Annotated in this window: 19 protein-coding genes and 1 tRNA gene; 8 read left to right on the forward strand and 12 right to left on the reverse strand. The window is 69.4% G+C overall.

What is annotated here, in order from left to right:
• From AWZ10_RS20870 to AWZ10_RS20880, 3 genes are all read left to right on the forward strand, one after another.
• The coding region (locus tag AWZ10_RS20870) for a pyridoxal phosphate-dependent decarboxylase family protein (protein WP_079104415.1) at positions 1-1,207 on the forward strand (1,207 nt) is incomplete at its 5' end.
• A complete protein-coding gene (locus AWZ10_RS20875) occupies positions 1,204-2,640 on the forward strand; it encodes a lysine N(6)-hydroxylase/L-ornithine N(5)-oxygenase family protein (protein WP_060891794.1) in 1,437 nt (478 codons plus the stop codon). The genes AWZ10_RS20870 and AWZ10_RS20875, both read left to right, overlap by 4 nt.
• A gap of 64 nt (positions 2,641-2,704) precedes the next feature.
• Complete coding sequence (locus AWZ10_RS20880) at positions 2,705-3,868, forward strand: GDSL-type esterase/lipase family protein (protein ID WP_060891795.1); 1,164 nt, start codon at positions 2,705-2,707, stop codon at positions 3,866-3,868.
• Positions 3,869-3,884: 16 nt separating this feature from the next.
• Here the strand turns inward: AWZ10_RS20880 and AWZ10_RS20885 are convergent, their stop codons facing one another.
• Complete coding sequence (locus AWZ10_RS20885) at positions 3,885-5,693, reverse strand: 5'-nucleotidase C-terminal domain-containing protein (RefSeq protein ID WP_046706224.1); 1,809 nt, start codon at positions 5,691-5,693, stop codon at positions 3,885-3,887.
• A gap of 187 nt (positions 5,694-5,880) precedes the next feature.
• Here AWZ10_RS20885 and AWZ10_RS20890 point away from each other — a divergent pair, with 187 nt between their 5' ends.
• The gene (locus AWZ10_RS20890) at positions 5,881-6,597 is read left to right on the forward strand and encodes an SIMPL domain-containing protein (RefSeq protein WP_060891796.1); all 717 of its coding nucleotides are present in this window, start codon (positions 5,881-5,883) and stop codon (positions 6,595-6,597) included.
• Between the two features lie 144 nt (positions 6,598-6,741).
• Positions 6,742-8,178 carry a pyruvate kinase gene (gene pyk, locus AWZ10_RS20895; protein ID WP_046706565.1) on the forward strand — a complete coding sequence of 479 codons (1,437 nt, stop codon included), beginning with the start codon at positions 6,742-6,744 and terminating at the stop codon, positions 8,176-8,178.
• Between the two features lie 10 nt (positions 8,179-8,188).
• Here the strand turns inward: pyk and AWZ10_RS20900 are convergent, their stop codons facing one another.
• Together AWZ10_RS20900 and AWZ10_RS20905 are read right to left on the reverse strand one after the other, a co-directional pair.
• Complete coding sequence (locus AWZ10_RS20900; RefSeq protein ID WP_060891797.1) at positions 8,189-8,932, reverse strand: helix-turn-helix domain-containing protein; 744 nt, start codon at positions 8,930-8,932, stop codon at positions 8,189-8,191.
• Positions 8,933-9,038: 106 nt separating this feature from the next.
• Positions 9,039-9,111 (reverse strand) — tRNA-Leu (locus tag AWZ10_RS20905).
• 101 nt (positions 9,112-9,212) lie between these two features.
• Between AWZ10_RS20905 and AWZ10_RS20910 the strand changes: the two genes are divergently transcribed.
• Entirely contained in the window at positions 9,213-9,863 is a 651-nt protein-coding gene (locus AWZ10_RS20910) for an ANTAR domain-containing response regulator (protein ID WP_037693246.1), read from the forward strand.
• A gap of 77 nt (positions 9,864-9,940) precedes the next feature.
• On the opposite strand, the gene AWZ10_RS20915 is transcribed toward AWZ10_RS20910, so the two are convergent.
• From AWZ10_RS20915 to AWZ10_RS20955, 9 genes are all read right to left on the reverse strand, one after another.
• The gene (locus AWZ10_RS20915) at positions 9,941-10,657 is read right to left on the reverse strand and encodes an ABC transporter ATP-binding protein (protein WP_046706563.1); all 717 of its coding nucleotides are present in this window, start codon (positions 10,655-10,657) and stop codon (positions 9,941-9,943) included.
• Positions 10,654-11,565 carry an ABC transporter ATP-binding protein gene (locus AWZ10_RS20920; protein ID WP_046706562.1) on the reverse strand — a complete coding sequence of 304 codons (912 nt, stop codon included), beginning with the start codon at positions 11,563-11,565 and terminating at the stop codon, positions 10,654-10,656. Before AWZ10_RS20920 ends, AWZ10_RS20915 begins: the two co-directional genes overlap by 4 nt.
• Positions 11,566-11,570: 5 nt before the next feature.
• Positions 11,571-13,397, reverse strand: coding sequence for a branched-chain amino acid ABC transporter permease (locus AWZ10_RS20925; RefSeq protein ID WP_046706561.1), 1,827 nt, complete (start codon positions 13,395-13,397; stop codon positions 11,571-11,573).
• Positions 13,398-13,402: 5 nt separating this feature from the next.
• Entirely contained in the window at positions 13,403-14,335 is a 933-nt protein-coding gene (locus tag AWZ10_RS20930; RefSeq protein WP_060891798.1) for a branched-chain amino acid ABC transporter permease, read from the reverse strand.
• A gap of 112 nt (positions 14,336-14,447) precedes the next feature.
• The gene (locus AWZ10_RS20935) at positions 14,448-15,677 is read right to left on the reverse strand and encodes a branched-chain amino acid ABC transporter substrate-binding protein (RefSeq protein ID WP_046706560.1); all 1,230 of its coding nucleotides are present in this window, start codon (positions 15,675-15,677) and stop codon (positions 14,448-14,450) included.
• Positions 15,678-15,958: 281 nt separating this feature from the next.
• Entirely contained in the window at positions 15,959-16,591 is a 633-nt protein-coding gene (locus AWZ10_RS20940; RefSeq protein WP_060891799.1) for a hypothetical protein, read from the reverse strand.
• Entirely contained in the window at positions 16,588-17,013 is a 426-nt protein-coding gene (locus AWZ10_RS20945) for a hypothetical protein (protein ID WP_046706558.1), read from the reverse strand. Before AWZ10_RS20945 ends, AWZ10_RS20940 begins: the two co-directional genes overlap by 4 nt.
• Positions 17,014-17,094: 81 nt before the next feature.
• Positions 17,095-17,583 (reverse strand): PaaI family thioesterase, encoded by a 489-nt coding sequence (locus tag AWZ10_RS20950; protein ID WP_037693237.1) that lies wholly within the window; start codon positions 17,581-17,583, stop codon positions 17,095-17,097.
• 73 nt (positions 17,584-17,656) lie between these two features.
• Positions 17,657-19,960: an FdhF/YdeP family oxidoreductase gene (locus tag AWZ10_RS20955; RefSeq protein ID WP_060891800.1), complete on the reverse strand. Its 2,304-nt coding sequence runs from the start codon at positions 19,958-19,960 to the stop codon at positions 17,657-17,659.
• 708 nt (positions 19,961-20,668) lie between these two features.
• Between AWZ10_RS20955 and polA the strand changes: the two genes are divergently transcribed.
• Both polA and AWZ10_RS52955 read left to right on the forward strand, forming a co-directional pair.
• Positions 20,669-23,395: a DNA polymerase I gene (gene polA / locus AWZ10_RS20960; protein WP_060891801.1), complete on the forward strand. Its 2,727-nt coding sequence runs from the start codon at positions 20,669-20,671 to the stop codon at positions 23,393-23,395.
• Between the two features lie 373 nt (positions 23,396-23,768).
• On the forward strand, positions 23,769-24,063 hold a 295-nt coding region (locus AWZ10_RS52955; RefSeq protein ID WP_208618535.1), incomplete at its 3' end, for a hypothetical protein.

The raw sequence follows: 24,063 nt of genomic DNA on the forward strand, positions 1-24,063 counted from the left end.
CGACCCCCTGTGCGCGGCCCACCTGCACACGCCACCCCTGGCCGTGGCCGCCGCCGCGGACCTGGCCGCCTCCGTGCTGAACCCGTCCCTCGACTCCTGGGACCAGGCCCCGGCGGCCTCCACGCTCGAAGCGCTGGTGACCCGGGCGCTGGCCCAGGAGACCGGCGCCGCCGACGCACTGGTCACCACCGGCGGCACCGAGTCCAACCACCTCGCCGTCCTGCTGGCCCGGGAGGCACACGCGGGAGTCCAGCTCGTCTGCGGGGCCAACGCCCACCACTCCCTCCCCCGCGCCGCCTGGCTCCTCGGCCTCCCCGAGCCCGTCGTGATCCCGACCCCGGCCGGCACCCTCGACCCCGCCGCCCTGGACGACGCCCTCACCCACCTCCCGGGGCCCCTCCTCGTCGCCGCCACCGCCGGCACCACCGACGCCGGGCTCATCGACCCGCTGCCCGACATCGCCGACCTCTGCGCGACCCACGGCGCCCGGCTCCACATCGACGCGGCCTACGGCGGAGGCCTCCTCTTCAGCGACCGGCACCGAGCCCGTCTGCACGGCCTCGCCCGCGCCCACACCGTCACCCTGGACCTGCACAAACTCGGCTGGCAACCGGCCGCCGCCGGACTCCTCGCCGTACGCGACGCACCGGACCTCGCCGCCCTCCACCACCGGGCCGACTACCTCAACGCGGACGACGACACCGAGGCCGGCCTGCCCGACCTGCTCGGCCGGTCCCTGCGGACCACCCGACGGCCCGACATCCTCAAGATCGCCGTCACCCTCAAGACCCTGGGCCGCACCGGAATCGGCCGCCTCGTCGACCAAGTCTGCTCTCTCGCCCAGGAGTTCGCCGCCACCGTCGAGGCACACCCCGGCTTCGAGCTCCACGACCGGCCCACCATCAGCACGGTCCTCTTCCGGCCCAGCGGGGCGTCCGACGACGCCGTGGCCGCCGTACGCCGCCGACTGCTCCACGACGGCCGGGCCGTCCTGGGCCGCGCCGAACTCGACGGCCGACTGTGGCTCAAGGCCACCCTGCTCAACCCCCACGCCCGGCCGGGCGACCTCGCCACCCTGCTGAAGCTCGTGGAAGCCACAGAACCCACAGAACCCACAGCACTCGCGGCACCCACAGCACTCGCGGCACCCACAGCACTCGCGGCACCCACAGCACTCGCAGAACACGAAGGACACGCCCCCGCATGAGCACGCCCCCAGAGCACGACCAGCCGGAACCCGAAGCCCCCCGCGACCTCGTCGGCGTCGGCATCGGACCCGCCAACCTCTCCCTCGCCGCCCTCGCCCACCCCCTCGCCGAACTCGACGCCGTCTTCTACGAACAGCGCCCCACCTTCGGCTGGCACCCGGGACTGCTCATCGAAGGCGCCACCGTCCAAGTCCCCTTCCTGGCCGACCTGGTGACGCTCGCCGACCCCAAGAGCCCCTGGTCGTTCCTGAACTACCTCAGGACCCGCGACCGGCTCTACCCGTTCTACTTCGCCGAGCGATTCCACATCGAGCGCGCCGAATACGACGCCTACTGCCGCTGGGTCGCCGAGAACCTGCCGGGACTGCGGTTCGGCCACCAGGTCGACTCGGTGCGCTGGAACCCCGAACGGGACCTGTTCGAGGTCGACCACACCCAACTGGACAGCGACGGACAGGCCGCGGCACTCGGCCGTACCTACGCGCGGAACGTCGTGCTCGGCGTCGGCACCGAACCGTACGTTCCCGAACCCCTCAAGCCGCTCGTCGAGGCGGCCGGCGTGCCCGTCATCCACGCCGCGGACTACCTCGACGAGCGCGACCGCCTCCTGGCCGCCGGACACATCACCGTCATCGGCGCGGGACAGTCCGGAGCCGAGGTCTTCCTCGACCTGCTGCGCCACCGGCACCCCGGCCGGGAACGACTGCACTGGCTCGGCCGCACGGAGGCGTTCGCGCCCATGGAGTACTCCAAGCTGGGCCTGGAACACTTCACGCCGGACTACACCCGCTACTTCCACGCCCTCGCCGAACCGACCCGGGACCGGCTCGTCGCCGCCCAATGGCAGCTCCACAAGGGCATCGACGCCGACACGATCGCCGCCATCCACGACGAGCTGTACCGCCGCACCCTCGACGGCGGCTGGCCCGACGCCGTCCTCACCCCCGGCGTACACGTCCGCACGGCCGGCCGGCTCGCCACCACCAAGGTCGAACTCCACCTCGAACACATCGAACAGGGCGCCCGCTCCCGCCTCACCACCGACGCCGTCGTCCTCGCCACCGGCTACCACGAGCGCCCCCTGGACCGCGTGCTCGCCGGCCTCGACCCGTACATGCGGCGCGACAGCCGCGAGCGCCCCCGCGTCGACGACAGGTTCCGGATGATCCTCGACCCGTCCGTCACCGCCACCGGCTGCCGCGTCTACGTCCAGAACGCCGAACTGCACACCCACGGCATCGGCGCCCCCGACCTCGGCCTCGCCGCCTGGCGCAGCGCCACCATCCTCAACACCCTCACCGGCAAGGAGCCCTACCCCCTGCCCGGCCGCACCGCCTTCACCACCTTCGGCCTCGAACCCCGGCCGCAGATCCCACCCGCCCGGCAGGAGAAGACCCTCACCCCACTGACCCCACTCGTCGACCTAAGGTAATCGACGAGCAAAGAAGTAGGGCAGGAGTGGTGACGGCTGCAAGAAATCTGCCTACCTTTCGGCCATGACCAGCACTCGCACAGGCACGACCTGGATCGCCGCCCACCGCTCCGCCGTGATCGACCCCCACGAAGCCTTCAAACTCTTCGAAGTCCGAAGCTTCACCGACCAGACCGTACGGCAGACCCTCCGCCCCACAGGCGGCGGCGAGGCTCTACGCATCCGCCTCAGCAACCTCTACGGCCGCACACCCCTCGACATCGGCGGCGCCCACCTCGCCCGCCGCACCGAAGGCAGCGCCATCGACCCCGCCACTGATGTCACCCTCCTCTTCGCCGGCGCCGAGACCGTCACCGTCCCGCCCGGCGAGGAGATCATCAGCGACCCCGTCGAAGGCCCCGTCACCGCGGGCGAGGAACTCGCCCTCAGCCTCTACCTCCCCGGCGACACCGGCCTCACCACACACACCGCGATCCCCTACGACGTCGGCCACGCCGTCCCCGGCGACCAGCTCACCGCCGCATCCCTCGACGAATCCGACGAACTCATCACCGGGCACTTCGTCACCGGCATCGACGTCCTGGCTCCCGAGAGCACCCGCATCGCCGTCGCCTTCGGGGACTCCTGGATCGAGGGCATGGCCACCACCCCCGGCACCGGTGGCAGCTTCCCCGCCCAGCTCGACCGCCGCCTCACCAGCGGCTGGATCGTCGCCACCGGCATCTCCGGCAACCGGCTCCTCACCGACGAGATCGGCGCCCACCTGCTGTCCAGAGTGGAACGGGACGTCCTCGACGTACCCGGCGCCAGCCACGTCATCATCCATGTCGGCCTCAACGACCTCGGCCTGCCCGGCGCCATCGCCTTCCCCGAACCCGCCAAACTCCCCACGGCCGCCGACCTCGCCACGGCACTGACCGCCCTCGCCGACCGCCTCCGCACCGCCGGCCTCACCGTCATCGGCTCCACCATCGGCCCCTACGCCGGCACCGTCTACCCCGGCTACGACACCGAGGAGGGCCAGACCGTACGCGCCGAGGTCAACACCTGGCTCCTCGGCGACAGCCACCCCTTCGACGCCGTCATCGACATCGCCGCCGCCGTCGCGGACCCGGACCACCCCACCCGCATCCACGACGACTACAACAGCGGCGACGGCCTCCACGTCAACGACGCCGGCGCGAAAGCCATCGCCGACGCCGTGGACCTGTCACTCCTGAACCTCTAGAAGACGGGCACAACCTCTAGAAGACCGGCGTACCGTTCCGCGTCAGCTTCCAGTCCACCGACGCGAACGCCGCCGGGTCGATCGACCCCTTCGCCTTCACCCACGCGATCATCGTGTTACGGATCTCGTCCGAGTTCGACCACAGCAACTGGGCCGCGGCGACATGCGGGAAGTTGCCACCGCCGTTGGCCCGGTAGTTGTTCACCGCGAACACGAACTTCTGGTCGTCCGCCAACGCCGCACCCTCGAACCGCACATTCACGATCCGCGACCCCGCCGGCTTCGCGATGTCGATCTCGTACGACAGACCACTCACCGCGTCGTAGTTGTAGTCCGGCGTCCCGTTCGCGTTCGTCAGCTTCGCCGGATCGACCGCCGCGTCCGCCGCCGTCTGCACGAAGTAGTTCGCCGAGAACTCCAGGTACGCCTTCATCTGCGCACCCGTCATCAGACGCGCCTCCAGCGTGTTCTCGAAGACATACAGACCCGCCACGTCCCGAATACTGACGTTCCCCGCCGGAATCACCGCACTCCGCGAGAACGCCGCCGCCTGCGACAACACGGGCAGCGACGCGTACTCGGAAGCGGAAAGAGCCTGCTTCACCGTGTCGGCCTGGATGTGGTTGATCAGATCGATGATCGCCACATCCTTGTACGGCGCCTCCACCGACGTCATCTCGGCCGCGTTCGTACCGATGATCTGGTTGACGTACGCGACGACCTTCTTGTGCTCGTCGACGAGCATCGACACGATCTTCGGGTCCTCCTCCACCGTGTTGGAGTTGAGAACCTGCGCGCCGACCTTCTCGACCTTCCAGGAGCCCTTGCTCCACACCAGCTCGAAGTCGAACAGCGTCAGCCGCTGCCCCCACTTCAGCGGCTCCGACAGCACCACCTGCTTGCCGGTCTCCTTGTTGGTGACGAAGTACTCCGGGATCTCCGTGTGCGCGTGCCCCACCAGAATCGCGTCGATCCCCGGTACCTGCTCGGCCACCAGCCCGGCCGCGTTCTCGATGAACGGCAGCTGATCACCGTACGAAGAGGTGCCGGAAGACCCACTGTGCGCCGACACGATGACGACATCCGCCCCCATCGACCGCAGCTTCGGCACCCACTTCGCCGCCTGCTCCTCCAGCCCCGGGAACGTCATCTTCCCCTGCACATTGGCCTTGTCCCAGATCGCGATACCCGGGTTCGTCAGACCCAGGACCGCCACCTTCACATCCGGCCCGTGCGGCACACGCATCCGGTGCATGCTGTACGGCGGGAAGGCCGGCAGCAGAGTCTTCGCATCCAGCGCGTTCGCACCCAGCAGCGGGAAACGACACTGCTTCTGGAACTTCCGCAGCACCGGGATGCCGTAGTTGAACTCGTGGTTGCCCAGCGCCGCCGCGTCGTAGTCCATCGCGTTCATCGCCTGCGCCATCGGATGCACCGGACCACCCTTGGCGGTGATCGGGTCCACCTTCGCGTAGTAGTACGACAGCTGCGTGCCCTGGATGGTGTCACCGGCGTCGATGAGCAGCGTGTTCCGCCGCCCCTTCTCCTTGCGGATCTCGTTCACCAGCGTGGAGATCTTGGCCAGACCGACGTCGTTGTGCGCCTTGTCGTCGAACTCCTTGTCCGTGAAGTAGTCCCAGTTGAAGACATTGCCGTGCAGGTCGGTCGTCCCCATCACGGTGAAGCTGTACCGCGTCGGGTCCTTCTTCCTGACACCCTTCACCTCGGCCGCCTGCGCACTCGGGGCCATGGCCGAACCGGCGATGGCCACTCCCGCACCGGTCACGGCCGACTTCTTCAGGAACTTCCGGCGGTTCAAGGGCATGTCGGGTACTCCTCGGAGGAACGGACGATCTCAACGCGCGTAGACAATGGCCGACAGAACAAACGACCACATGCGACGACGCGCGTAGATTCTGACCCGCACCGCCCCCACCGCAACAGACCCAACAGGTTTCGATCTGGTGACCTGCGGGGTCGGCGACCACACCACCGGTGACAGAGTGGGACGTATGGCCACCAGTCCAGAGGAAACCCACCCCACCGCCGTCCCCTACGGCACCCCCGACGCGCCCCGCATCGCCGTCCGCGGCGAGGCCCACCTCGAAGTCGACCCCGAAACAGCCCGCATCGCAGTTACCGTCCTCGCCCGCGGCAAGGACCGGCGCACCGCCCTCGACGACCTCACCCGCCGCAACACCACCGTCCTCGACCTCGTCAAGACCTACGGCGAAGCAGTCGAACGACTGGAGACCGGCGCCCTCTCCATCACCCCCGAACTGAAGGAGAAAGGCAGAGGCGAAAGGATCCAGGCCTACCACGGCCGCGTCCACATCACCGCCGAGCTGACCGACTTCACCGCACTGGGCGAACTCACCACACGCCTCGCCGACCTCGACCTCACACGCGTCGACGGCCCCTGGTGGTCCCTCCGCCCCGACTCACCCGCCCACAGACGAGCCCGACAGCAGGCCGTACGGGAAGCCGTGCAGCGCGCCAGAGAGTACGCCGAGGCCCTGGGAACCTCCCTGGCCGCCCTGGTCGAACTCGCCGACATCGGCGCGGAGACCCCCCAGCCCATCCACCAGGCCGCCCCCGGCGGACGTATGCGATCCATGATCGCCGAAGCCGAGGACACCGCCGCCGCCCCCCTCGACCTGGAACCCCAACGTCAACACGTCCACGCGCAGGTCAACGCCCGCTTCACGATGTTCCCGCCACAACTGTGACCAGCCGCAGAAGCGCCCCGGGCCGCTCGGGCCGGAGCACCCTTCAACCCTTGTGACCACTTGTCAATTACCTTTCACCCAAAGGCCGTTGAGTAGTCACCCTCCACCAAATCACTACCGGTGGGTAAGCCATAGGCTCGAAACATGCGCCGAGCAAAGATCGTCTGCACCCTCGGGCCCGCCTCCGACTCGTACGACCAGATCAAGGCCCTGGTCGAGGCCGGCATGGACATCGCCCGCTTCAACCTCAGCCACGGCGGCCACGCCGAACACGACGAGCGCTACCAGCACGTCCGCAAGGCCGCCGACGAGACCGGCCGCAGCGTCGGCACCCTCGCCGACCTTCAAGGCCCGAAGATCCGCCTCGGCCGCTTCACCGAAGGCCCCGTACTCCTCGAACGCGACGACACCTTCACGATCAGCGTCGAGGAGGGAGTGGAAGGGGACAGCGAGGTCTGCGGCACGACGTACAGCGGCCTCGCGGCCGACGTCAGCCCCGGCGACCACATCCTCGTCGACGACGGCAAGGTCACACTGGAAGTCACGGCCGTGGACGGCCCCCGAGTCCACACCAGGGTCGTCGAAGGCGGCGTCGTCTCGGACAACAAGGGACTGAACCTGCCGGGGGTCGCCGTATCGGTGCCGGCGCTGTCGGAGAAGGACGAGGAAGACCTCCGCTGGGCGCTCCGCACGGGCTTCGACGTCATCGCGCTGTCCTTCGTCCGCTCCGGCCGGGACATCGAACGCGTCCACCAGATCATGGACGAGGCAGGCCGCCGACTCCCCGTCATCGCCAAGATCGAGAAACCGCAGGCGGTCGACAACATCGAGGAGATCGTCGCGGCCTTCGACGGCATCATGGTCGCGCGCGGCGACCTGGGCGTCGAGATGCCCCTCGAACAGGTCCCCCTGGTCCAGAAGCGCACGGTCAAGCTCGCGAAGCGCAACGCCAAGCCGGTCATCGTCGCCACGCAGATGCTCGACTCGATGATCAACAACTCCCGGCCGACACGCGCCGAGGTCAGCGACGTCGCGAACGCGGTCCTCGACGGCACGGACGCGGTGATGCTGTCCGGCGAGACGAGCGTCGGCAAGTACGCGGTGGAGACGGTCCGCACGATGAGCCGGGTCGTGGCGGCGGCGGAGGAGGACATGCTCGTGAAGGGCCTCCCGCCCCTCACCGAGCACAACAAACCCCGCACCCAGGGCGGCGCGATGGCCCGCGCGGCCGCCGAGATCGGCGACTTCCTCGACGCCAAGTTCCTCGTCGCCTTCAGCCAGTCAGGCGACACGGCCCGCCGCCTCTCCCGCTACCGCTCCCCGATCCCGCTCCTGGCCTTCACCCCGGACCCGGCGACACGCTCGCAGTTGAGCCTCACGTGGGGCGTGGAGACCTTCCTGGGCCCGAGCGTCGACTCGACGGACGCGATGGTCGACCAAGTGGATGAGCTGTTGTTGAAGTACGGCCGCTGCAAGAAGGGCGACGTGGTCGTGATCACGGCCGGCTCGCCGCCGGGGGTCGCGGGCTTCACGAACATGGTGCGTGTGCATCACATCGGCGAGGACGACAGCCCGAAGTAGTAGTGGGGGGTCAGTACTTCGGGCCTACGTGGGTGTCGAGGAGGGCGACGGAGGCTTTGCGGGCGATGGAGACGTTGCGGGCGTTCGCGAGTTTCCAATCGACGCCTACTCGGTCCAGCGTGTCCGTGAAGAGCCGGATGATGTCGGCTGACACGTTGGTGAAGAAGTAACGGGGGTATTCGTAGCGCTTGCGCTCGCCGCCGACCAGACGGGTCGTCCAGTTGGTGATGCGGCAGCCGTCGGAGTGGATGAGGCCGCGGATGAACTCCCAGGGGTGGTTGCCGACGATGGCTTGCTGCCAGGGGTCGAGAGCGATGGTGCGCTCATGCTTCTTGCCGGGGCCGTGCTGGGGGAAGAGGAGGGGCCAGTGTCGGGAGTAGCTGGTGACCATCGTGTAGCCCTCCTTCTGGAGGAGGTAGACACCGATACCGGGGCGTACGTTCGTGATGGCCTCGCGGCACTGCTCCATGAGGCCGGGCCATGCGTCGGCGCAGGCGATGCGTAGGTAGTAGCCACTGCGGGGGTGGGCGCTGATGCAGCCGTCGCCCAGGTAGAGGCCCAGTAGATAGGAGTACGCGCCATCATCCGCTGGTGGGCCTGGATCGGTGGGCGCCATGCGAGGCAGGGGTTCCAGGCGTTGTTGCCAGGCGCGGATGGCGGCTCGGGAGATGCCCGTTTCCTGGCTCACGGAGTTGAGGCTGCGCCCCTGAGCGACCAACACGAGTGCTCGCTTGCGCGTGCTGACGTCGTACATGCGGCCACTCTCTGCGACTGATCGCGTCCGCGCACAGCAAAAAGCGGAGGTTCACGAGAACGTGAACATCCGCTTGCGTGTTGTGACCTTGGAACTAAAGGAAAAGTGCCCCGGGTCGGATTCGAACCGACGCTGGATGGTGTTTGAGACCATTGCCTCTGCCGCTGGGCTACCGGGGCCCCTTTGAAACGAAGGTTGGCGGTCACTCGCCGTGCCCCCACCTTACCGCAGCTAGGTACTCTCTTGTCAGCAGTACCCCTGCCCCGAACGAGGAGCCCACGTGACCGCCCCCGAGTCGCCCCAGCCCGTCGCCGACGACGACAAGTCGCACGTGCCTCCGCTGACGACCCGCGTCGTCATCGCCGAGGACGAGGCGTTGATCCGTCTCGACCTGAAGGAGATGCTCGAAGAGGAGGGCTACTCCGTCGTGGGCGAGGCCGGTGACGGTGAGCAGGCCATCGAGCTGGCCCGGGAGCACCAGCCGGATCTCGTGATCCTCGATGTGAAGATGCCCAAGATGGACGGCATCTCCGCCGCCGAGAAGATCGCCGAGGAGGGCATCGCGCCCGTTCTGATGCTGACCGCCTTCTCGCAGCGCGATCTTGTCGAGCGTGCCCGGGACGCCGGTGCGATGGCGTACCTGGTGAAGCCGTTCAGCAAGAGTGACGTCGTGCCGGCCATCGAGATGGCCGTGTCCCGGTTCACGGAGCTCAAGGAGCTGGAGAAGGAGGTCGCCGACCTCACCCTCCGCCTGGAGACCCGCAAGCTCGTCGACCGTGCGAAGTCGATTCTGCAGACGGAGTACGGGCTGACGGAGCCGGCCGCGTTCCGTTGGATCCAGAAGACGTCGATGGACCGTCGGATGTCGATGCAGCAGGTGGCGGAGGCCGTGATTCAGGACGCCGACGAGAAGAAGGCGGCCAAGGGCTGACCCCACCCCCCGGTATGTACGACGAGGCCCGCACCCCCCCTGAAGGGGGGTGCGGGCCTCGTCGTGTGCGAGCGAGGTCAGTCCTCGCCGAGGTAGGCCTTGCGGACCGACTCGTCGTGCAGCAGGTCGGAGCCCGTGCCGGACAGGACGACCTTGCCGATCTCCATGACGTGGCCCTGGTCGGCGAGCGAGAGCGCGGCCTGCGCGTTCTGTTCGACGAGCAGGATCGTCGTGCCCTGGGACTTCAGCTCGGCGATCGTCGCCATGATCTTCTGCATCATGATCGGCGAGAGGCCCATGGAGGGCTCGTCGAGCATGAGCAGCTTCGGCTGGGACATGAGCGCGCGGCCCATGGCCAGCATCTGCTGCTCGCCGCCGGACAACGTACCCGCGGCCTGCTTGCGACGTTCGCCCAGGATGGGGAAGAGGTCGTAGGCGCGCTGGATGTCCTTCTCGATGCCGGGCTTGTCGCTGCGCAGGAAGGCGCCGAGGCGGAGGTTGTCCTCGATGGTCATGCGCGGGAAGATGTGCCGCCCCTCGGGGGAGTGGGCGAGTCCGAGCGCGACGATGTCGTGCGCGGGGACCTTCTTCAGCGACTTGCCGTCGAACTTGATCTGGCCGCCGACGGGCTTGAGCAGGCCGGACAGGGTGCGCAGGGTGGTGGTCTTGCCGGCGCCGTTGGTGCCGATGAGGGTGACGACCTCGCCGGCCTCGACCTTGAAGGAGATGCCCTTCACGGCTTCGATCTTGCCGTAGGCGACCCGGAGGTCCTCTACTTCGAGCAGTGTGGTCATCGGTCGTTCTCCTTGCCGGGCGCGGCGTCCTGCGTGGGCGCGGCTTGTGCTTCGGCGGCCTCGACTTCGGCGACCTCGTCCTGGCCGGGTGCGTCTTCGAAGGGTTCGCCGAGGTAGGCGGCGACCACGCGCTCGTCGCCCTGCACGGTGGCGCTGTCGCCCTCGACGAGCTTCTCGCCCTGGACGAGGACGGCGACGCGGTCGCAGAGGTTGAAGATGAACCGCATGTCGTGCTCGATGACGAGGACGGCGATGCCCTGGTCGCGGATGGCGAAGACCAGTTCTTCGGTGGTTCGCGTCTCCTGGGGGTTCATGCCTGCGGTGGGCTCGTCGAGCAGGAGCAGGCCGGGCTCGCTGGCCAGGGCTCGTGCGATCTCCAGCTTGCGCTGTTCGCCGTAGGGCAGGTTGCGGGAGAGATGTTCGGCCTTGTCGGCGAGGCCCACGAACTCGAGGAGTTCCATGGCGCGTTCGCGGGAGGCCTTCTCGGCCCGGTGGAAGCCGGGGCCGCGCAGGAGGGCCGACCAGAGGCCTTCCTTGGTGCGGGTGTGGCGTCCCACGAGGACGTTCTCCAGGACCGTCATGTTGGCGAACAGACGGATGTTCTGGAAGGTGCGGGCGATGCCGGCCGCGGTGACCTTGAAGGACTTGGGCGGCAGGACCTGGCCCTTGTAGCGGACTTCGCCCTCGGTGGGGATGTAGAGGCCGGTGAGGCAGTTGAAGAAGGTCGTCTTGCCGGCGCCGTTGGGGCCGATGAGTCCGACGATCTCGCCGCTGTTGACGGTCAGGTTGACGTTGCGTACGGCGGTGAGACCGCCGAAGCGCATGGTGACGCCGCGGGCGTCGAGGACGGTCTCGCCGGAGGCGCTGGAGCCGGGGGCGGTGTCCTTGGTGGTGGTGTCGGTAGTCATCGTGGTCAGGCCCCTGCCTTGCTGAGGACTGCGGGCGCTTCGGCCTCTTCGTGGAATTCGAGCTGGCGGCGCCGGTTCGGGATGAGGCCCTCCGGGCGGAAGCGCATCAACAGGACGAGCGCGAGTCCGAAGGCGAAGAGCTGGTAGTCGTCCAGGAACTGGAGCTTGGACGGGATGAGGTAGAGCAGTGCGGCGCCGACGAGCGGGCCGCTGATGGTGCCCATGCCGCCGAGGACGACCGCTGCGAGGAGGAAGGCCGAGTTGGGCGGGACGACCGCGGCGAACTGGTACTGCTCGGGTGTCACCGTGTAGGTGACGTGGGCCTGGACCGTGCCGGCGAGGCCGGCGAGGGCTGCGCCGAGGGCGAAGGCGATGAGCTTGACGCGGAAGCCGTTGATGCCCATGGCGAGGGCGGCGGTCTCGTCCTCGCGGATGGCGATCCAGGCGCGGCCGATGCGGGAGTCGCTGCTGCGCCGGAAGACGATGACCACGACCAGGGTGATGAGGAGCATCAGCAGGAAGTAGTTGGCGAAGCGGGCGATGGTGAAGCCCAGGAAGGTGTGTTCCTGGCCGAAGTCGAAGCCGAGGATGTTGAGGTTCGGGATCGAGGAGATGCCGTTGGAGCCGTTGGTGATGTCGGGGCCGGAGGTGCCGTCCATGTTGAGGACGGTGATCCGGAAGATCTCACCGAAGCCGAGCGTCACGATGGCGAGGTAGTCGCCGCGCAGGCGCAGGGTGGGGGCGCCGATGATGACGCCGAAGATCATGGCGACGGCGGCGCCGAGGATGGCGGATGCCCAGAAAGGCAGGTGGATGTCGAAGGGGGAGGAGGGGGAGCCGGAGACCATGGCCGCGGTGTAGGCGCCGACGCCGAGGAAGGCGACGTATCCGAGGTCGAGGAGGCCGGCGAGGCCGACGACGATGTTCAGGCCGAGGGCGACGGTGGCGAAGATCAGGATGTAGACGCCGATGGTCGCGTACTGGTCGTCGGACTGGGTGAACGGGAAGGCGGCGGCCGCGGTGAACGCGCCGATCATCGTCACGTTGCGGTGCTTGGCGGTGAGCGCCGAGAGTCGGCCCACGAGGCCGGCCTTTGCGGCTGCACCGAAGCTGCAGCCCGCGGTGATGAGGAAGCCGATGAACAGTTCGTCGTACTCGGTGCCGATGCCGTAGGTGAAGACGGTGAGGCCGAGGGCGAGCGCGGCGACGATGATCAGGATTTCGGCGTATGCGGGGAGCTTGCGCGCGGGGGTGGCGGTGCCGGAGGCGAAGGCCGCCTTGACGATGGTGCGCTGGGTGCGTGCCTTGTGGCGGAACTGGTCCCAGCCGGTGTCGTCCGGGTCGCCGGGTTCGGTCTCCGGCAGTGCGAACGGCAGGGAGAGGGCGCCGAGCAGGGCCGCGAGGGTCGCGACGCCGGCGATCCAGCCGCCGGGCTCCAGGTTGACGACGCCGCCGAGCTGGGCGCTGATCGCGATGATCGTGTACCAGGCGGTGCCGAAGGTGCCGAGCGCGGCCAGTTTGACGGCGCTGTCGGCGCCCGCGGGGGTCAGCCAGCGCAGGCCCTTGATGCCGTAGGACGACAGGCCGAGGAGCGCGGTGAGGGCGCCGCCGATGAGGACGAGGACCTGGAGGCCGCCCGGGTAGCCGTAGACGGTGAGGTCACCGGGGAAGGCCGAGGTCCAGGTCCAGGCGAGGAAGGCGGAGATGACGGCGAGGGCTCCGCCGCCGGTGGCGAGGGCGCGGCCGATGTGCGGGGGGATGCCCACGAGGCTGTGCGGGTCGCCGGCGGTGGTCTTGCCGGTGGTCCGGGGTGCGGTGGTCTGTGTGGTCATCGGTGTCACGCCCTGTCCGACACGCGCTCGCCGAGCAGCCCCTGTGGCCTGACGAGGAGTACGAGGATGAGGAGTACGAACGCCCAGACGTTGGCCCAGGACTGGCTGCCGAACTGCTCCATGCCGGGGATGTCGGAGATGTAGGCGGTGGAGAGGGCTTCGGCGACGCCGAGGACCAGGCCGCCGAGCATGGCGCCGTAGATGTTGCCGATGCCGCCGAGGACGGCGGCGGTGAACGCCTTGAGGCCGAGGATGAAGCCCATGCGGAACTGGACCTCGCCGTACTTGAGGCCGTAGGCGACGGATCCGACGGCGGCGAAGGCGGCGCCGAGGGCGAAGGCGACCACGATGATGCGGTCGGTGTTGATGCCCATGAGTTTGGCGGTGTCCGGGTCCTGCGCGGTGGCCTGCATGCCGCGGCCGGTGCGGGTCTTCATCACGAAGTACGCGAGGATCGCCATGCTGATGGGGGCGGCGAGCAGCAGGAAGATGTCACCGGTCTGGATGGTGACGCTGCCGATCTCGAAGGGGCCGCCCTCGATCTGGGGGAAGGTGATCGCGGACCGGGCGTTGGGGTACCAGGCCCACACCGCCTGCTGGAGGGCGAGGGAGAGGCCGATGGCGGTGATGAGGGGCGCGAGGCGTGGTGCTGTGCGCAGGGGGCGGTAGGCGAATCGTTCCGCGCCGACCGCCACGAGTACGGCGACGAGGGTGCCGCCGATGAGCATGAGGGGCAGTGCCACCCACATGGACGTGCCGTCGGGCAGCACGTACAGGTACATGGTGAGGGCGCCGAATCCGCCCACCATGAAGATCTCACCGTGGGCGAAGTTGATGAGCTGGACGATGCCATAGACCATCGTGTAGCCGATGGCGACCAGCCCGTACATGGATCCCAGTAGCAGGCCGTTGACCAGCTGCTGCGGCAGTTCGTTCACCGCATGTCCTCCGAGACTTCGGATATATCGAGGGATGTGACCGGATGTGAGTCCGCGCGGGGCGCCAGTGGTGCGGCGCCCCGCGCGGCTCAGGGATGGGTGTGGGTGTGGGTCAGCCGGCGTAGGTGCCGGACTTGACGGCCTTCCACTCGCCGCCCTCGACGGCGTAGACGGTGAGCTGCTTGTTGGTGGCGTCACCGTACTCGTCGAAGGAGACCTTGCCGGTCACGCCGTCGAAGGAGACGTTCTGCACGGCCTCGGTGACCTTGGCGCGGGCGTCGTCCGGGAGCTTGCCGTCGTTGTCCTCGACGACCTTCTTCACGGCCTCGATGATCGCCCAGGCCGAGTCGTAGGAGTAGCCGCCGTAGGCCTCGTAGGCCTCCTTGTAGCCCTCGGTCTTGTAGTTGGCGACGAACTCCTTGGCGGAGGCGAGCTCTTCGACGGGGGCGCCGACGGAGGTGGCGAGGTCGCCGGTGCTGCCGGAGCCGGCGAGCTTGATGAACTCGCTGCTGTAGATGCCGTCACCGCCGACGACCGGGACCTTGGCGCCTGCGGCCTTGATCTGCTTGCTGAGCGGGCCGGCCTGGGGGTACTCGCCGCCGTAGTAGACGACGTCGGCGCCGGAGGACTTGACCTTGGTGGCGACCGCGGAGAAGTCCTTGGTCTCGGGGTCGATGTGCTCGGTGCCGGCGACCTTGCCACCGAGCTTCTTGAACTCGGCGGTGAAGGTGGCGGCCAGACCGGCGCCGTAGGTCTTCTTGTCGTCGATGACGAAGACCTTCTTCTTCTTGGCGTCGTTGTAGACGTACTGGGCGGCGAACGGGCCCTGGATGGCGTCCGTGGTCGCGGTGCGGAAGTACGACTTGTACGGGCGGACCTTCTTGGTCTGCCAGTCCGGGCCCTGGGTCAGGGCCGGGTTGGTGTTGGCCGGGGAGACCTCGACGAGCTTGGCGTCGTCGAAGACCTTCTGCATGGACTCGGCGACTGAGGAGTTCAGCGGGCCGACGACACCGAGGACGTCCTTGTCGGCGACGAGTTTCGTGGCGTTCTGCTGGCCGGAGGAGGGCTGTGCCTGGTCGTCGAGGGCTTCGACCTTGAAGGTGACGCCTTCGACGTACTTGTCCTTGTTGGCGGTCTTGGCGGCCAGGTCCACGGAGTTCTTGATGCCGAGGCCCAGCGCGGACAGGTCACCGGTCAGCGGGGCGTCGACGCCGATGACGACAGTGGTGCCACTGCCGGTGTCCGAGCCGCCGTTGCCCTCGTCGCGCGAACCGCAGGCGGTGAGAGTGAGTGCTCCCGCCGCCAGCGCGGCGGTGATGGCTATGAGCGAGCGTTGACGCACGATTCAGTCCTTTCCCTGGCACGGCCCTTCCTGTTTGAAAGTGGCCGAGTCGAGCGCTGGGCCGAAGACGTGGCTTCGATTCCGGTGGCGCGGTGACTGGCCGTGACTCTAGGCGGGTGTAGGGAATGTGTAGGAGGGTCTGGCCAAGGCTGTGACGCTCTTGTTATGACACGAGGTAATGCAGAGCGGTACTCAGTGGGTGGATGTGCGGAATTCAAGGCGATTCGCCCTGTCCACATACTGAGAACGTGCAGGATCGATGCGGGTAGGTTCAGGAGTGTTCAGGGTTTTGGTGCTGACGTGGAATCGTTGCTACAGGCGACTTGAAGGGCGTCGGAGAGGTTCTGTGCGTAGCGCTCGCCCAGGATGAAACTGTGCTCTTCCATTGCGCGCGTATTACGTAGAGTTACGTCCAGGAAAGGCAGTCCGGCGTTCTTCGGCGCTTTCCCGCATTCGGTGACGCGCATGGTGATGACGATCTTGCGGGGCTGGTCCGTCCCGATCCGGACCGGAGTGCGAGGGTCCGTCCGCAGGGAGAGCCCCGCGTAGGGCTGGGTCATCCGTTCGATGGTGACCGGGGGGCCCGACCGCACGCTCAGCTCCACCTCGAAGCCGAAGCTCGCGCGCGGCGCCCCGGCGGACCGGGTCACCGGGCCGAGATAGCTCACGCCGACCGCCTGGGACGGGTACGGCGCCTCGGGCTCGGGTTCCGGCTTCGGCCGGGTGGCGTACAGGTAGCAGCCGGCCGTGAGCACGGCGACGGCCACGGTCGCCGCGAGCAGGGCGCGGCGGTGCCGGGCGTACGCCCGCGTGAACCGCCCGTGAGGAGGCTCCGGAGGGGGCACGAGGTCCGCTTCCGGCACGGCCCACGCGCGCGTGCCCTCGCCCGGCTCCACGGGACCGACCCCGCTCACTGCCAGTGCTCCTCGCCCGGACCGCCCGAGCGGTACCGCTCCCGGCAGTCCGCACGCGCCCGCCGTTCGATCAGCCGCTCCGCGGCGGCGGAACCCGCGCGCTCCTTCTCGGCCCGTGCCGCGTCCACGACCTCCCGCAGGATGTCGTACTGCCCGTTCGACAGCCCCATGGACTGATAGTCGCCGTAGGTGTCGTCGTCCACCGTCTCCCGTGCCCAGTACGCGACGAGCTTCGCGCACAGCTCCTCGGGCGGGGTGGCCGACGGCGACGGTGAGCCGCCGCCCCGCGGGGCCGTCGATCCGCCCGTCGCAGTCGCCGGCCGGCCCGTCGCACCCGACTGTGCGCACCCGGTGGCCAGGACACCGGTCAGCAGCGCCAGCCCGAGCACCGCCGCCGGCCGGAGCGCTCTTCCCGTTGCCATACCCAGACGCTAGGGCCTGGCCGCCGTGGGAGACCAGGGGAGAAGCGGCCTTCGTCCCGGCCGGCCCCGCGTCCGCGCGCATCAGTCCGACGTCCGCGCCCGCTCACCCGCGACCGCCGGAGCGTCCCGGAGCAGGCAGGTCAGCCGGGCCGTGCACACCCGCTTGCCGGCCTCGTCACTGACGACGATCTCGTACGTCGCCGTCGAACGCCCTCGGTGCAGCGGTGTGGCGACACCGGTCACCAGCCCGGACCGCACGCCCCGGTGGTGTGTGCAGTTCAGGTCGACACCCACGGCGATCTTGGAGCTGCCGGCGTGCAGCATGGAGCCGACCGATCCCAGGGTCTCCGCGAGCACGGCGGACGCGCCGCCGTGCAGCAGCCCGTACGGCTGGGTGTTGCCCTCCACCGGCATCGTCCCGACGACCCGGTCCGCCGACGCCTCCACGATCCGCACGCCCATACGGGTGCCCAGATGCCCGGCGGAGAACATCGCGACCAGGTCGATGCCCAGGGTCGCGTACTCGTCGATGACCTCTTGCGGGAACTTCACTTGGTGCTGCTCGCCCATGGGGCTCCGTTCGTCGTCGTCGTCGCTCGCGTGCGCCGCCGGCGGTCGCGCGCCGGCCCTCCTGAGCGAACGCTCAGTCGGTCGACGATTGTTCCAGACGGACCACGACGGACTTGCTGGCCGGGGTGTTGCTGGTGTCGGCGGTGGCGTCCAGCGGCACCAGGACGTTGGTCTCCGGGTAGTAGGCGGCCGCACAGCCGCGTGCCGTCGGGTAGTGCACCACCCGGAAGCCGTCGGCCCGGCGCTCCACGCCGTCCCGCCACTCGCTCACCAGGTCCACGTACGACCCGTCGGCGAGCTTCAGCGCCCGCGCGTCCTCGGGGTTGACCAGCACGACCCGGCGGCCGTTCCTGATGCCCCGGTAGCGGTCGTCGAGGCCGTAGATCGTGGTGTTGTACTGGTCGTGCGAGCGCAGCGTCTGCAGCAGGAGGCGGCCCTGCGGCAGCCGCGGGTACTCGACCGGCGCGGCCGTGAAGTTGGCCTTGCCGGTGGCGGTGGGGAAGCGCCGCTCGTCGCGCGGGGCGTGCGGGAGGGCGAAGCCGCTGGGGTCGGCCACGCGCGCGTTGAAGTCCTCGAAACCGGGCACCACGCGCGCTATGCGGTCGCGGATCGTCGCGTAGTCCTTCTCGAACTCCTCCCACGGCGTCCGGCTGTCCGCGCCGAGGACGCGGCGGGCGAGCCGGCATACGATGGCCGTCTCGGACAGCAGCTGCCCGCTGGCGGGCTCCAGACGCCCGCGTGAGGCGTGCACCATGCCCATCGAGTCCTCGACGGTCACGAACTGCTCGCCGCCGCCCTGGAGGTCGCGCTCGGTGCGGCCCAGGGTGGGCAGGATCAGCGCCCGCGCGCCCGTGACGGCGTGCGAGCGGTTCAGCTTCGTCGACACGTGCACGGTGAGCCGGGCGCGGCGCATGGCCGCCTCCGTGACCTCGGTGTCGGGGGAGGCCGACACGAAGTTGCCGCCCATCGCGAAGAACACCTTCGCCTTGTCGTCGCGCATGGCCCTGATGGCCCGTACGACGTCGTATCCGTGCTCCCGGGGCGGGGCGAAGCCGAACTCCCTCTCCAGGGCGTCCAGGAAGGCCGGGGCGGGCCGTTCGAAGATGCCCATCGTGCGGTCGCCCTGCACGTTCGAGTGGCCGCGCACCGGGCAGACGCCCGCGCCGGGGCGGCCGATGTTGCCGCGCAGCAGAAGGAAGTTGACCACCTCGCGGATGGTCGGCACCGAGTGCTTGTGCTGGGTGAGGCCCATCGCCCAGCAGACGATGGTCCGCTTCGAGGCGAGGACCATGCGCAGCGCCTCCTCGATCCGCTCGCGCGTGAGGCCGGTCGCGGTGAGCGTCTCGTCCCAGTCGGCGGCGCGGGCGGCCTCGGCGAACTCCTCGAAGCCGTGGGTGTGCTCGCTGATGAACGCCTCGTCGACCGCGTCGGACCCGGTGCCGGAGGCGCTGTCGTGTTCCGCCAGGATCAGCTTGTTCAGGAGGCGGAACAGGGCCTGGTCGCCGCCGAGGCGGATCTGGAGGAACAGGTCGGTCAGGGCGGCGCCCTTGAACATGCCCTGCGGGGTCTGCGGGTTCTTGAACCGCTCCAGGCCGGCCTCGGGCAGCGGGTTGACGGTGATGATCTTCGCGCCGTTCGCCTTGGCCTTCTCCAGCGCGGAGAGCATCCGAGGATGGTTCGTCCCCGGGTTCTGCCCGGCGACGACGATCAGATCGGCCTTGTAGAGGTCCTCCAGCAGGACGCTGCCCTTGCCGATGCCGATCGTCTCGGAGAGCGCGGAGCCCGACGACTCGTGGCACATGTTGGAGCAGTCCGGCAGGTTGTTCGTGCCGAACTCACGGGCGAACAGCTGGTACAGGAACGCGGCCTCGTTGCTCGTCCGGCCGGAGGTGTAGAAGAGGGCCTCGTCGGGGGAGGCGAGGGCCTTCAGTTCCTCGGCGACGATGTCGAAGGCGCGCTCCCAGGACACCGGCTCGTAGCGGTCGGCGCCTTCGGGGAGGTACATGGGGTGGGTGAGCCGCCCCTGCTGCCCCAGCCAGTAGCCACTGCGGGTCGCCAGGTCGGCGACGGTGTGGGCGGCGAAGAACTCCGGGGTGACCCGGCGCAGCGTGGCCTCCTCGGCGACCGCCTTCGCGCCGTTCTCGCAGAACTCGGCGGCGTGCCGGTGGTCCGGCTCCGGCCAGGCGCAGCCCGGACAGTCGAAGCCGTCCTTCTGGTTGACCCGCAGCAGCGTCAGCGCGGTCCGCTTCACACCCATCTGCTGCTGCGCGATCCGCAACGTGTGCCCGATCGCCGGCAGGCCCGCCGCCGCGTGCTTGGGCTCCGCGACCTGCGGCGCGTCCTGAACCGGATCACTCTTCGGCGCCTTGCCGGCCATGGCTGCTCCCCATTCGCATACACGTTCTGTTCGGGCGTGAGGCTGTTCCTCCGATCCTCGCACGCGTGACCGACGACGAACGAGACGGATCGATGACCGAGACCGCGGGGGCCGGGCGGCGGGTTGGGGTGGGGTTGGGGTGAGGGGTGGTGGAGGGGGCGCAAGGTGGATGGGCTCGGTCGGCGGCGGAGATCGGTGGGGGTCGGGCTCGGCCGACATCCGAGACCGGAGGGTGGCTGGGGCCGACCGGGGGCCGGGGCGGGGCGGTGGCCGGGGTCGGGGTCTGGGGACTGAGGTCGGCGGGTGGGTGAGAGCGGCTGGGGGCCTGTGATCGGAGGGCGGCCTGCGATCGGCCGGAGGTCGAGATCGACCGGCGCGCCGTCGGCGACTGCCCCCTTTTCTCAGCCGCTCCGAACTCTCCGCCTGAGACGGCGGTCTGCCTGAGACGGCGGTCCGCCACGACGACGACGGTGGTGGTCGGGTCGGGTCGGGTCGTGCCGGGGTGTTTCCCCCGGCTGCGGGGAGGGCGTTCGGCGGGGCCGGGGCGGCATTGCCCGTTGCTTCGGGCGGCGTTCGGTGGTGCCGGGGCGGCCTTCGCACCCGGATCCGGCTGGCTCCCGGCCGAAACCTGCCGCCGCCCCGGCCTCGGGCGGTACTCGGCACGTCCCTGGGGTCCGGCTGTCAGTGGCACGTGGCAGGATCGGGTTCGTGGCAGAGACTGGATCGAAGAAGACCGACAGCACCCCCGGCGGCAGCCGTCCCCGGCTCATGCTCATGGACGGGCACTCGCTGGCCTACCGCGCGTTCTTCGCGCTGCCGGCGGAGAACTTCACGACGGCGACGGGCCAGCCGACCAACGCGATCTACGGCTTCGCGTCGATGCTGGCGAACACGCTGCGCGACGAGGCCCCCACCCACTTCGCGGTCGCGTTCGACGTCTCCCGCAAGACCTGGCGCTCCGAGGAGTTCACCGAGTACAAGGCGAACCGCTCGAAGACCCCGGACGAGTTCAAGGGCCAGGTCGAACTGCTCGGCGAGCTGCTCGACGCGATGCACGCCGTCCGTTTCGCGGTCGACGGCTTCGAGGCCGACGACATCATCGCCACCCTCGCCACCCAGGCCGAGGCGGAGGGCTTCGAGGTCCTCATCGTCACCGGCGACCGTGACTCCTTCCAGCTCGTCAGCGAGCACACCACCGTGCTCTACCCCACGAAGGGCGTCTCGGAGCTGACCCGGTTCACCCCGGAGAAGGTGTTCGAGAAGTACGGCCTCACCCCGGCCCAGTACCCGGACTTCGCGGCCCTGCGAGGCGACCCGTCCGACAACCTCCCCGGCATCCCCGGTGTCGGCGAGAAGACCGCCGCGAAGTGGATCAACCAGTTCGGTTCCTTCGCGGATCTCGTCGAGCGCGTCGAGGAGGTCAAGGGCAAGGCCGGGCAGAACCTCCGCGACCACCTGGAGGCCGTCAAGCTCAACCGCCGCCTCACCGAGATGGTGCGCACGGTCGAACTGCCCAAGGGCGTCACCGACCTGGAGCGCGCCGCGTACGACCGCAAGGCCGTCGCGATGGTCCTGGACACCCTGGAGATCCGCAACCCGTCGCTGCGCGAGCGCCTGCTCGCCGTCGACCCGGGCGCCGAGGAGGCCGACGCCGGTCAGCCGGCCGCCCCGGGCGTAGAGGTGGACGGCACGGTCCTCGGCTCCGGCGAGGTGGCCCCCTGGCTCGCCGAGCACGGCACGGAGGTCCTCGGTGTCGCCACGGTCGACACCTGGGCGCTCGGCACGGGCTCGGTCGCCGAGATCGCGCTCGCCGCGGCCGGGGGAGCGGCGGCCTGGTTCGACCCGACCCAACTGGACGAGACGGACGAGACCGCGTGGGCGGCCTGGCTCGCCGATACCGCGAGGCCGAAGGTGTTCCACAACGCCAAGGCCGCGATGCGGGTCTTCGCCGAGCACGGCTGGACGATCGAGGGCGTCGGCATGGACACCGCGCTCGCCGCGTACCTGGTCAGGCCGGGCCGCCGCTCCTTCGACCTGGACGCGCTGTCCCTGGAGTACCTGGGCCGCGAGCTGGCCCCCGCCGCCACGGCAGACGGCCAGCTGGCCTTCGGGGCGGACGAGGGTGCCGAGGCCGACGCGCTGATGGTGCAGGCGCGCGCGATCCTCGACCTCGGCGAGGCCTTCGGCCGGCGCCTGCAGGAGGTGGGCGCGGCCGACCTCCTCCGGGACGTGGAGCTGCCCACCTCCGCGCTCCTGGCCCGCATGGAACGCCACGGCATCGCGGCGGACCGGGCCCATCTGGAGGCCATGGAGCAGATGTTCGCGGGCGCCGTGCAGCAGGCGGTGAAGGAGGCGCACGCGGCGGCGGGGCACGAGTTCAACCTGGGCTCGCCCAAGCAGCTCCAGGAAGTCCTCTTCGGCGAGCTGGGCCTGCCCAAGACCAAGCGCACGAAGACGGGCTACACCACGGACGCGGACGCCCTCGCCTGGCTCGCCGGCCAGACGGACAACGAGCTGCCGGTGATCATGCTCCGCCACCGTGAGCAGGCGAAGCTCCGCGTCACCGTCGAGGGCCTGATGAAGACCGTCGCCGCGGACGGCCGCATCCACACCACGTTCAACCAGACGGTCGCCGCCACGGGCCGTCTGTCGTCGGTGGACCCGAACCTCCAGAACATCCCGGTCCGCACCGACGAGGGCCGTGGCATCCGCCGCGGCTTCGTCGTCGGCGAGGGCTTCGAGTCGCTGATGACGGCGGACTACAGCCAGATCGAACTGCGTGTGATGGCCCATCTCTCCGAGGACGCGGGCCTCATCGAGGCGTTCACCTCCGGCGAGGACCTGCACACCACGGCGGCCGCCCAGGTGTTCGGGGTGGAGCAGTCGGCGGTGGACGCGGAGATGCGCCGCAAGATCAAGGCGATGTCGTACGGCCTGGCCTACGGGCTGTCCGCGTTCGGCCTCTCCCAGCAGCTGAACATCGACGCGGGCGAGGCACGTGCCCTGATGGACGCGTACTTCGAGCGGTTCGGCGGTGTACGGGACTATCTGCGCCGGGCCGTGGACGAGGCACGCGCGACGGGGTACACGGCGACGATCTTCGGGCGCCGCCGCTATCTCCCCGACCTCAACAGCGACAACCGTCAGCGTCGCGAGGCCGCCGAGCGGATGGCTCTCAACGCGCCCATCCAGGGCACCGCCGCGGACATCGTCAAGATCGCCATGCTGAACGTCGGCCGCGCCATGGACGAGGCCGGCCTCGCCTCCCGCATGCTCCTCCAGGTCCACGACGAAATCGTCCTGGAGATCGCCCCGGGGGAACGCGACCGCACCGAGCAGATCCTCCGCCACGAGATGGCGGGCGCCGTCAACCTGAGGGCCCCGCTGGACGTCTCGGTGGGCTACGGCCCGGACTGGGAGTCGGCGGCCCACTAGCGACCAGGGTGCGGCTCGGGAGCGCGGGCTTCGTCGGCGGGTGCGGCTCCGGTGGGGCTTCTCGCGCGGTTCCCCGCGCCCCTGAGAAGACCAGGCCCCGCGGGTCTGAAGGCGACGGGTCCGCAGGGCGTGACGGACGACGGGTCCGCGGGGCTGTGAAGGACGACGGGGCTGCGGGCCGAAAAGCACGGGACCGCAGCCCCCTGCTTTTCAGGGGCGCGGGGAACTGCGCGAGACGCCCCCACCCGACCCGCACCCAAAACACGCACCCGAAAACACGCACACGTACCCACACCCACGGCCCGTGCTCGTGGTCACCCGACCGGCCCCCACCACCGCGCCCCCGGCCGAGCGCAGCCATAAGGATGCCCGCATGGGCATACGCACGCTCCGCCGCCGTACAGCGACAGCTGCCACCCGCCTGTCAGGGGTGCGAACCCGCCTCACCCGGGCCACCTGGGCCCGCCCACGCGTCCGGCGGCCGCACAGCCTCTACCCCTGGCCGCTGACCCACCCCCTGGCGGCCCTCCTCGGACACGTCCCCCCGTACGCCGCCCGCGCCGCCAGACCCCGCTTCCCCAGCGGAGCCCCCACCCGGCGCCCGCGCCGATACGCCGGGCACCTCCCCCGCTTCCTGGCTCCCCGAGGAGGTCATCAGGCTGATCGCC

It is taken from the genome of Streptomyces europaeiscabiei, assembly GCF_001550375.1.
In the GTDB taxonomy this organism is placed as follows: Bacteria; Actinomycetota; Actinomycetes; order Streptomycetales; family Streptomycetaceae; genus Streptomyces; species Streptomyces europaeiscabiei.

What these genes read in the sequence shown, in the direction of transcription:
- AWZ10_RS20890 (WP_060891796.1), top strand. Translation starts at nt 5,881, where the DNA reads ATGGCCACCAGTCCAGAGGAAACCCACCCCACCGCCGTCCCCTACGGC.
- AWZ10_RS20885 (WP_046706224.1), bottom strand. Translation starts at nt 5,693, where the DNA reads ATGCCCTTGAACCGCCGGAAGTTCCTGAAGAAGTCGGCCGTGACCGGT.
- AWZ10_RS20900 (WP_060891797.1), bottom strand. Translation starts at nt 8,932, where the DNA reads ATGTACGACGTCAGCACGCGCAAGCGAGCACTCGTGTTGGTCGCTCAG.
- AWZ10_RS20920 (WP_046706562.1), bottom strand. Translation starts at nt 11,565, where the DNA reads ATGACTACCGACACCACCACCAAGGACACCGCCCCCGGCTCCAGCGCC.
- AWZ10_RS20880 (WP_060891795.1), top strand. Translation starts at nt 2,705, where the DNA reads ATGACCAGCACTCGCACAGGCACGACCTGGATCGCCGCCCACCGCTCC.
- AWZ10_RS20915 (WP_046706563.1), bottom strand. Translation starts at nt 10,657, where the DNA reads ATGACCACACTGCTCGAAGTAGAGGACCTCCGGGTCGCCTACGGCAAG.
- AWZ10_RS20875 (WP_060891794.1), top strand. Translation starts at nt 1,204, where the DNA reads ATGAGCACGCCCCCAGAGCACGACCAGCCGGAACCCGAAGCCCCCCGC.
- pyk (WP_046706565.1), top strand. Translation starts at nt 6,742, where the DNA reads ATGCGCCGAGCAAAGATCGTCTGCACCCTCGGGCCCGCCTCCGACTCG.
- AWZ10_RS20955 (WP_060891800.1), bottom strand. Translation starts at nt 19,960, where the DNA reads ATGGCCGGCAAGGCGCCGAAGAGTGATCCGGTTCAGGACGCGCCGCAG.
- AWZ10_RS20945 (WP_046706558.1), bottom strand. Translation starts at nt 17,013, where the DNA reads ATGGCAACGGGAAGAGCGCTCCGGCCGGCGGCGGTGCTCGGGCTGGCG.
- AWZ10_RS20950 (WP_037693237.1), bottom strand. Translation starts at nt 17,583, where the DNA reads ATGGGCGAGCAGCACCAAGTGAAGTTCCCGCAAGAGGTCATCGACGAG.
- AWZ10_RS20925 (WP_046706561.1), bottom strand. Translation starts at nt 13,397, where the DNA reads ATGACCACACAGACCACCGCACCCCGGACCACCGGCAAGACCACCGCC.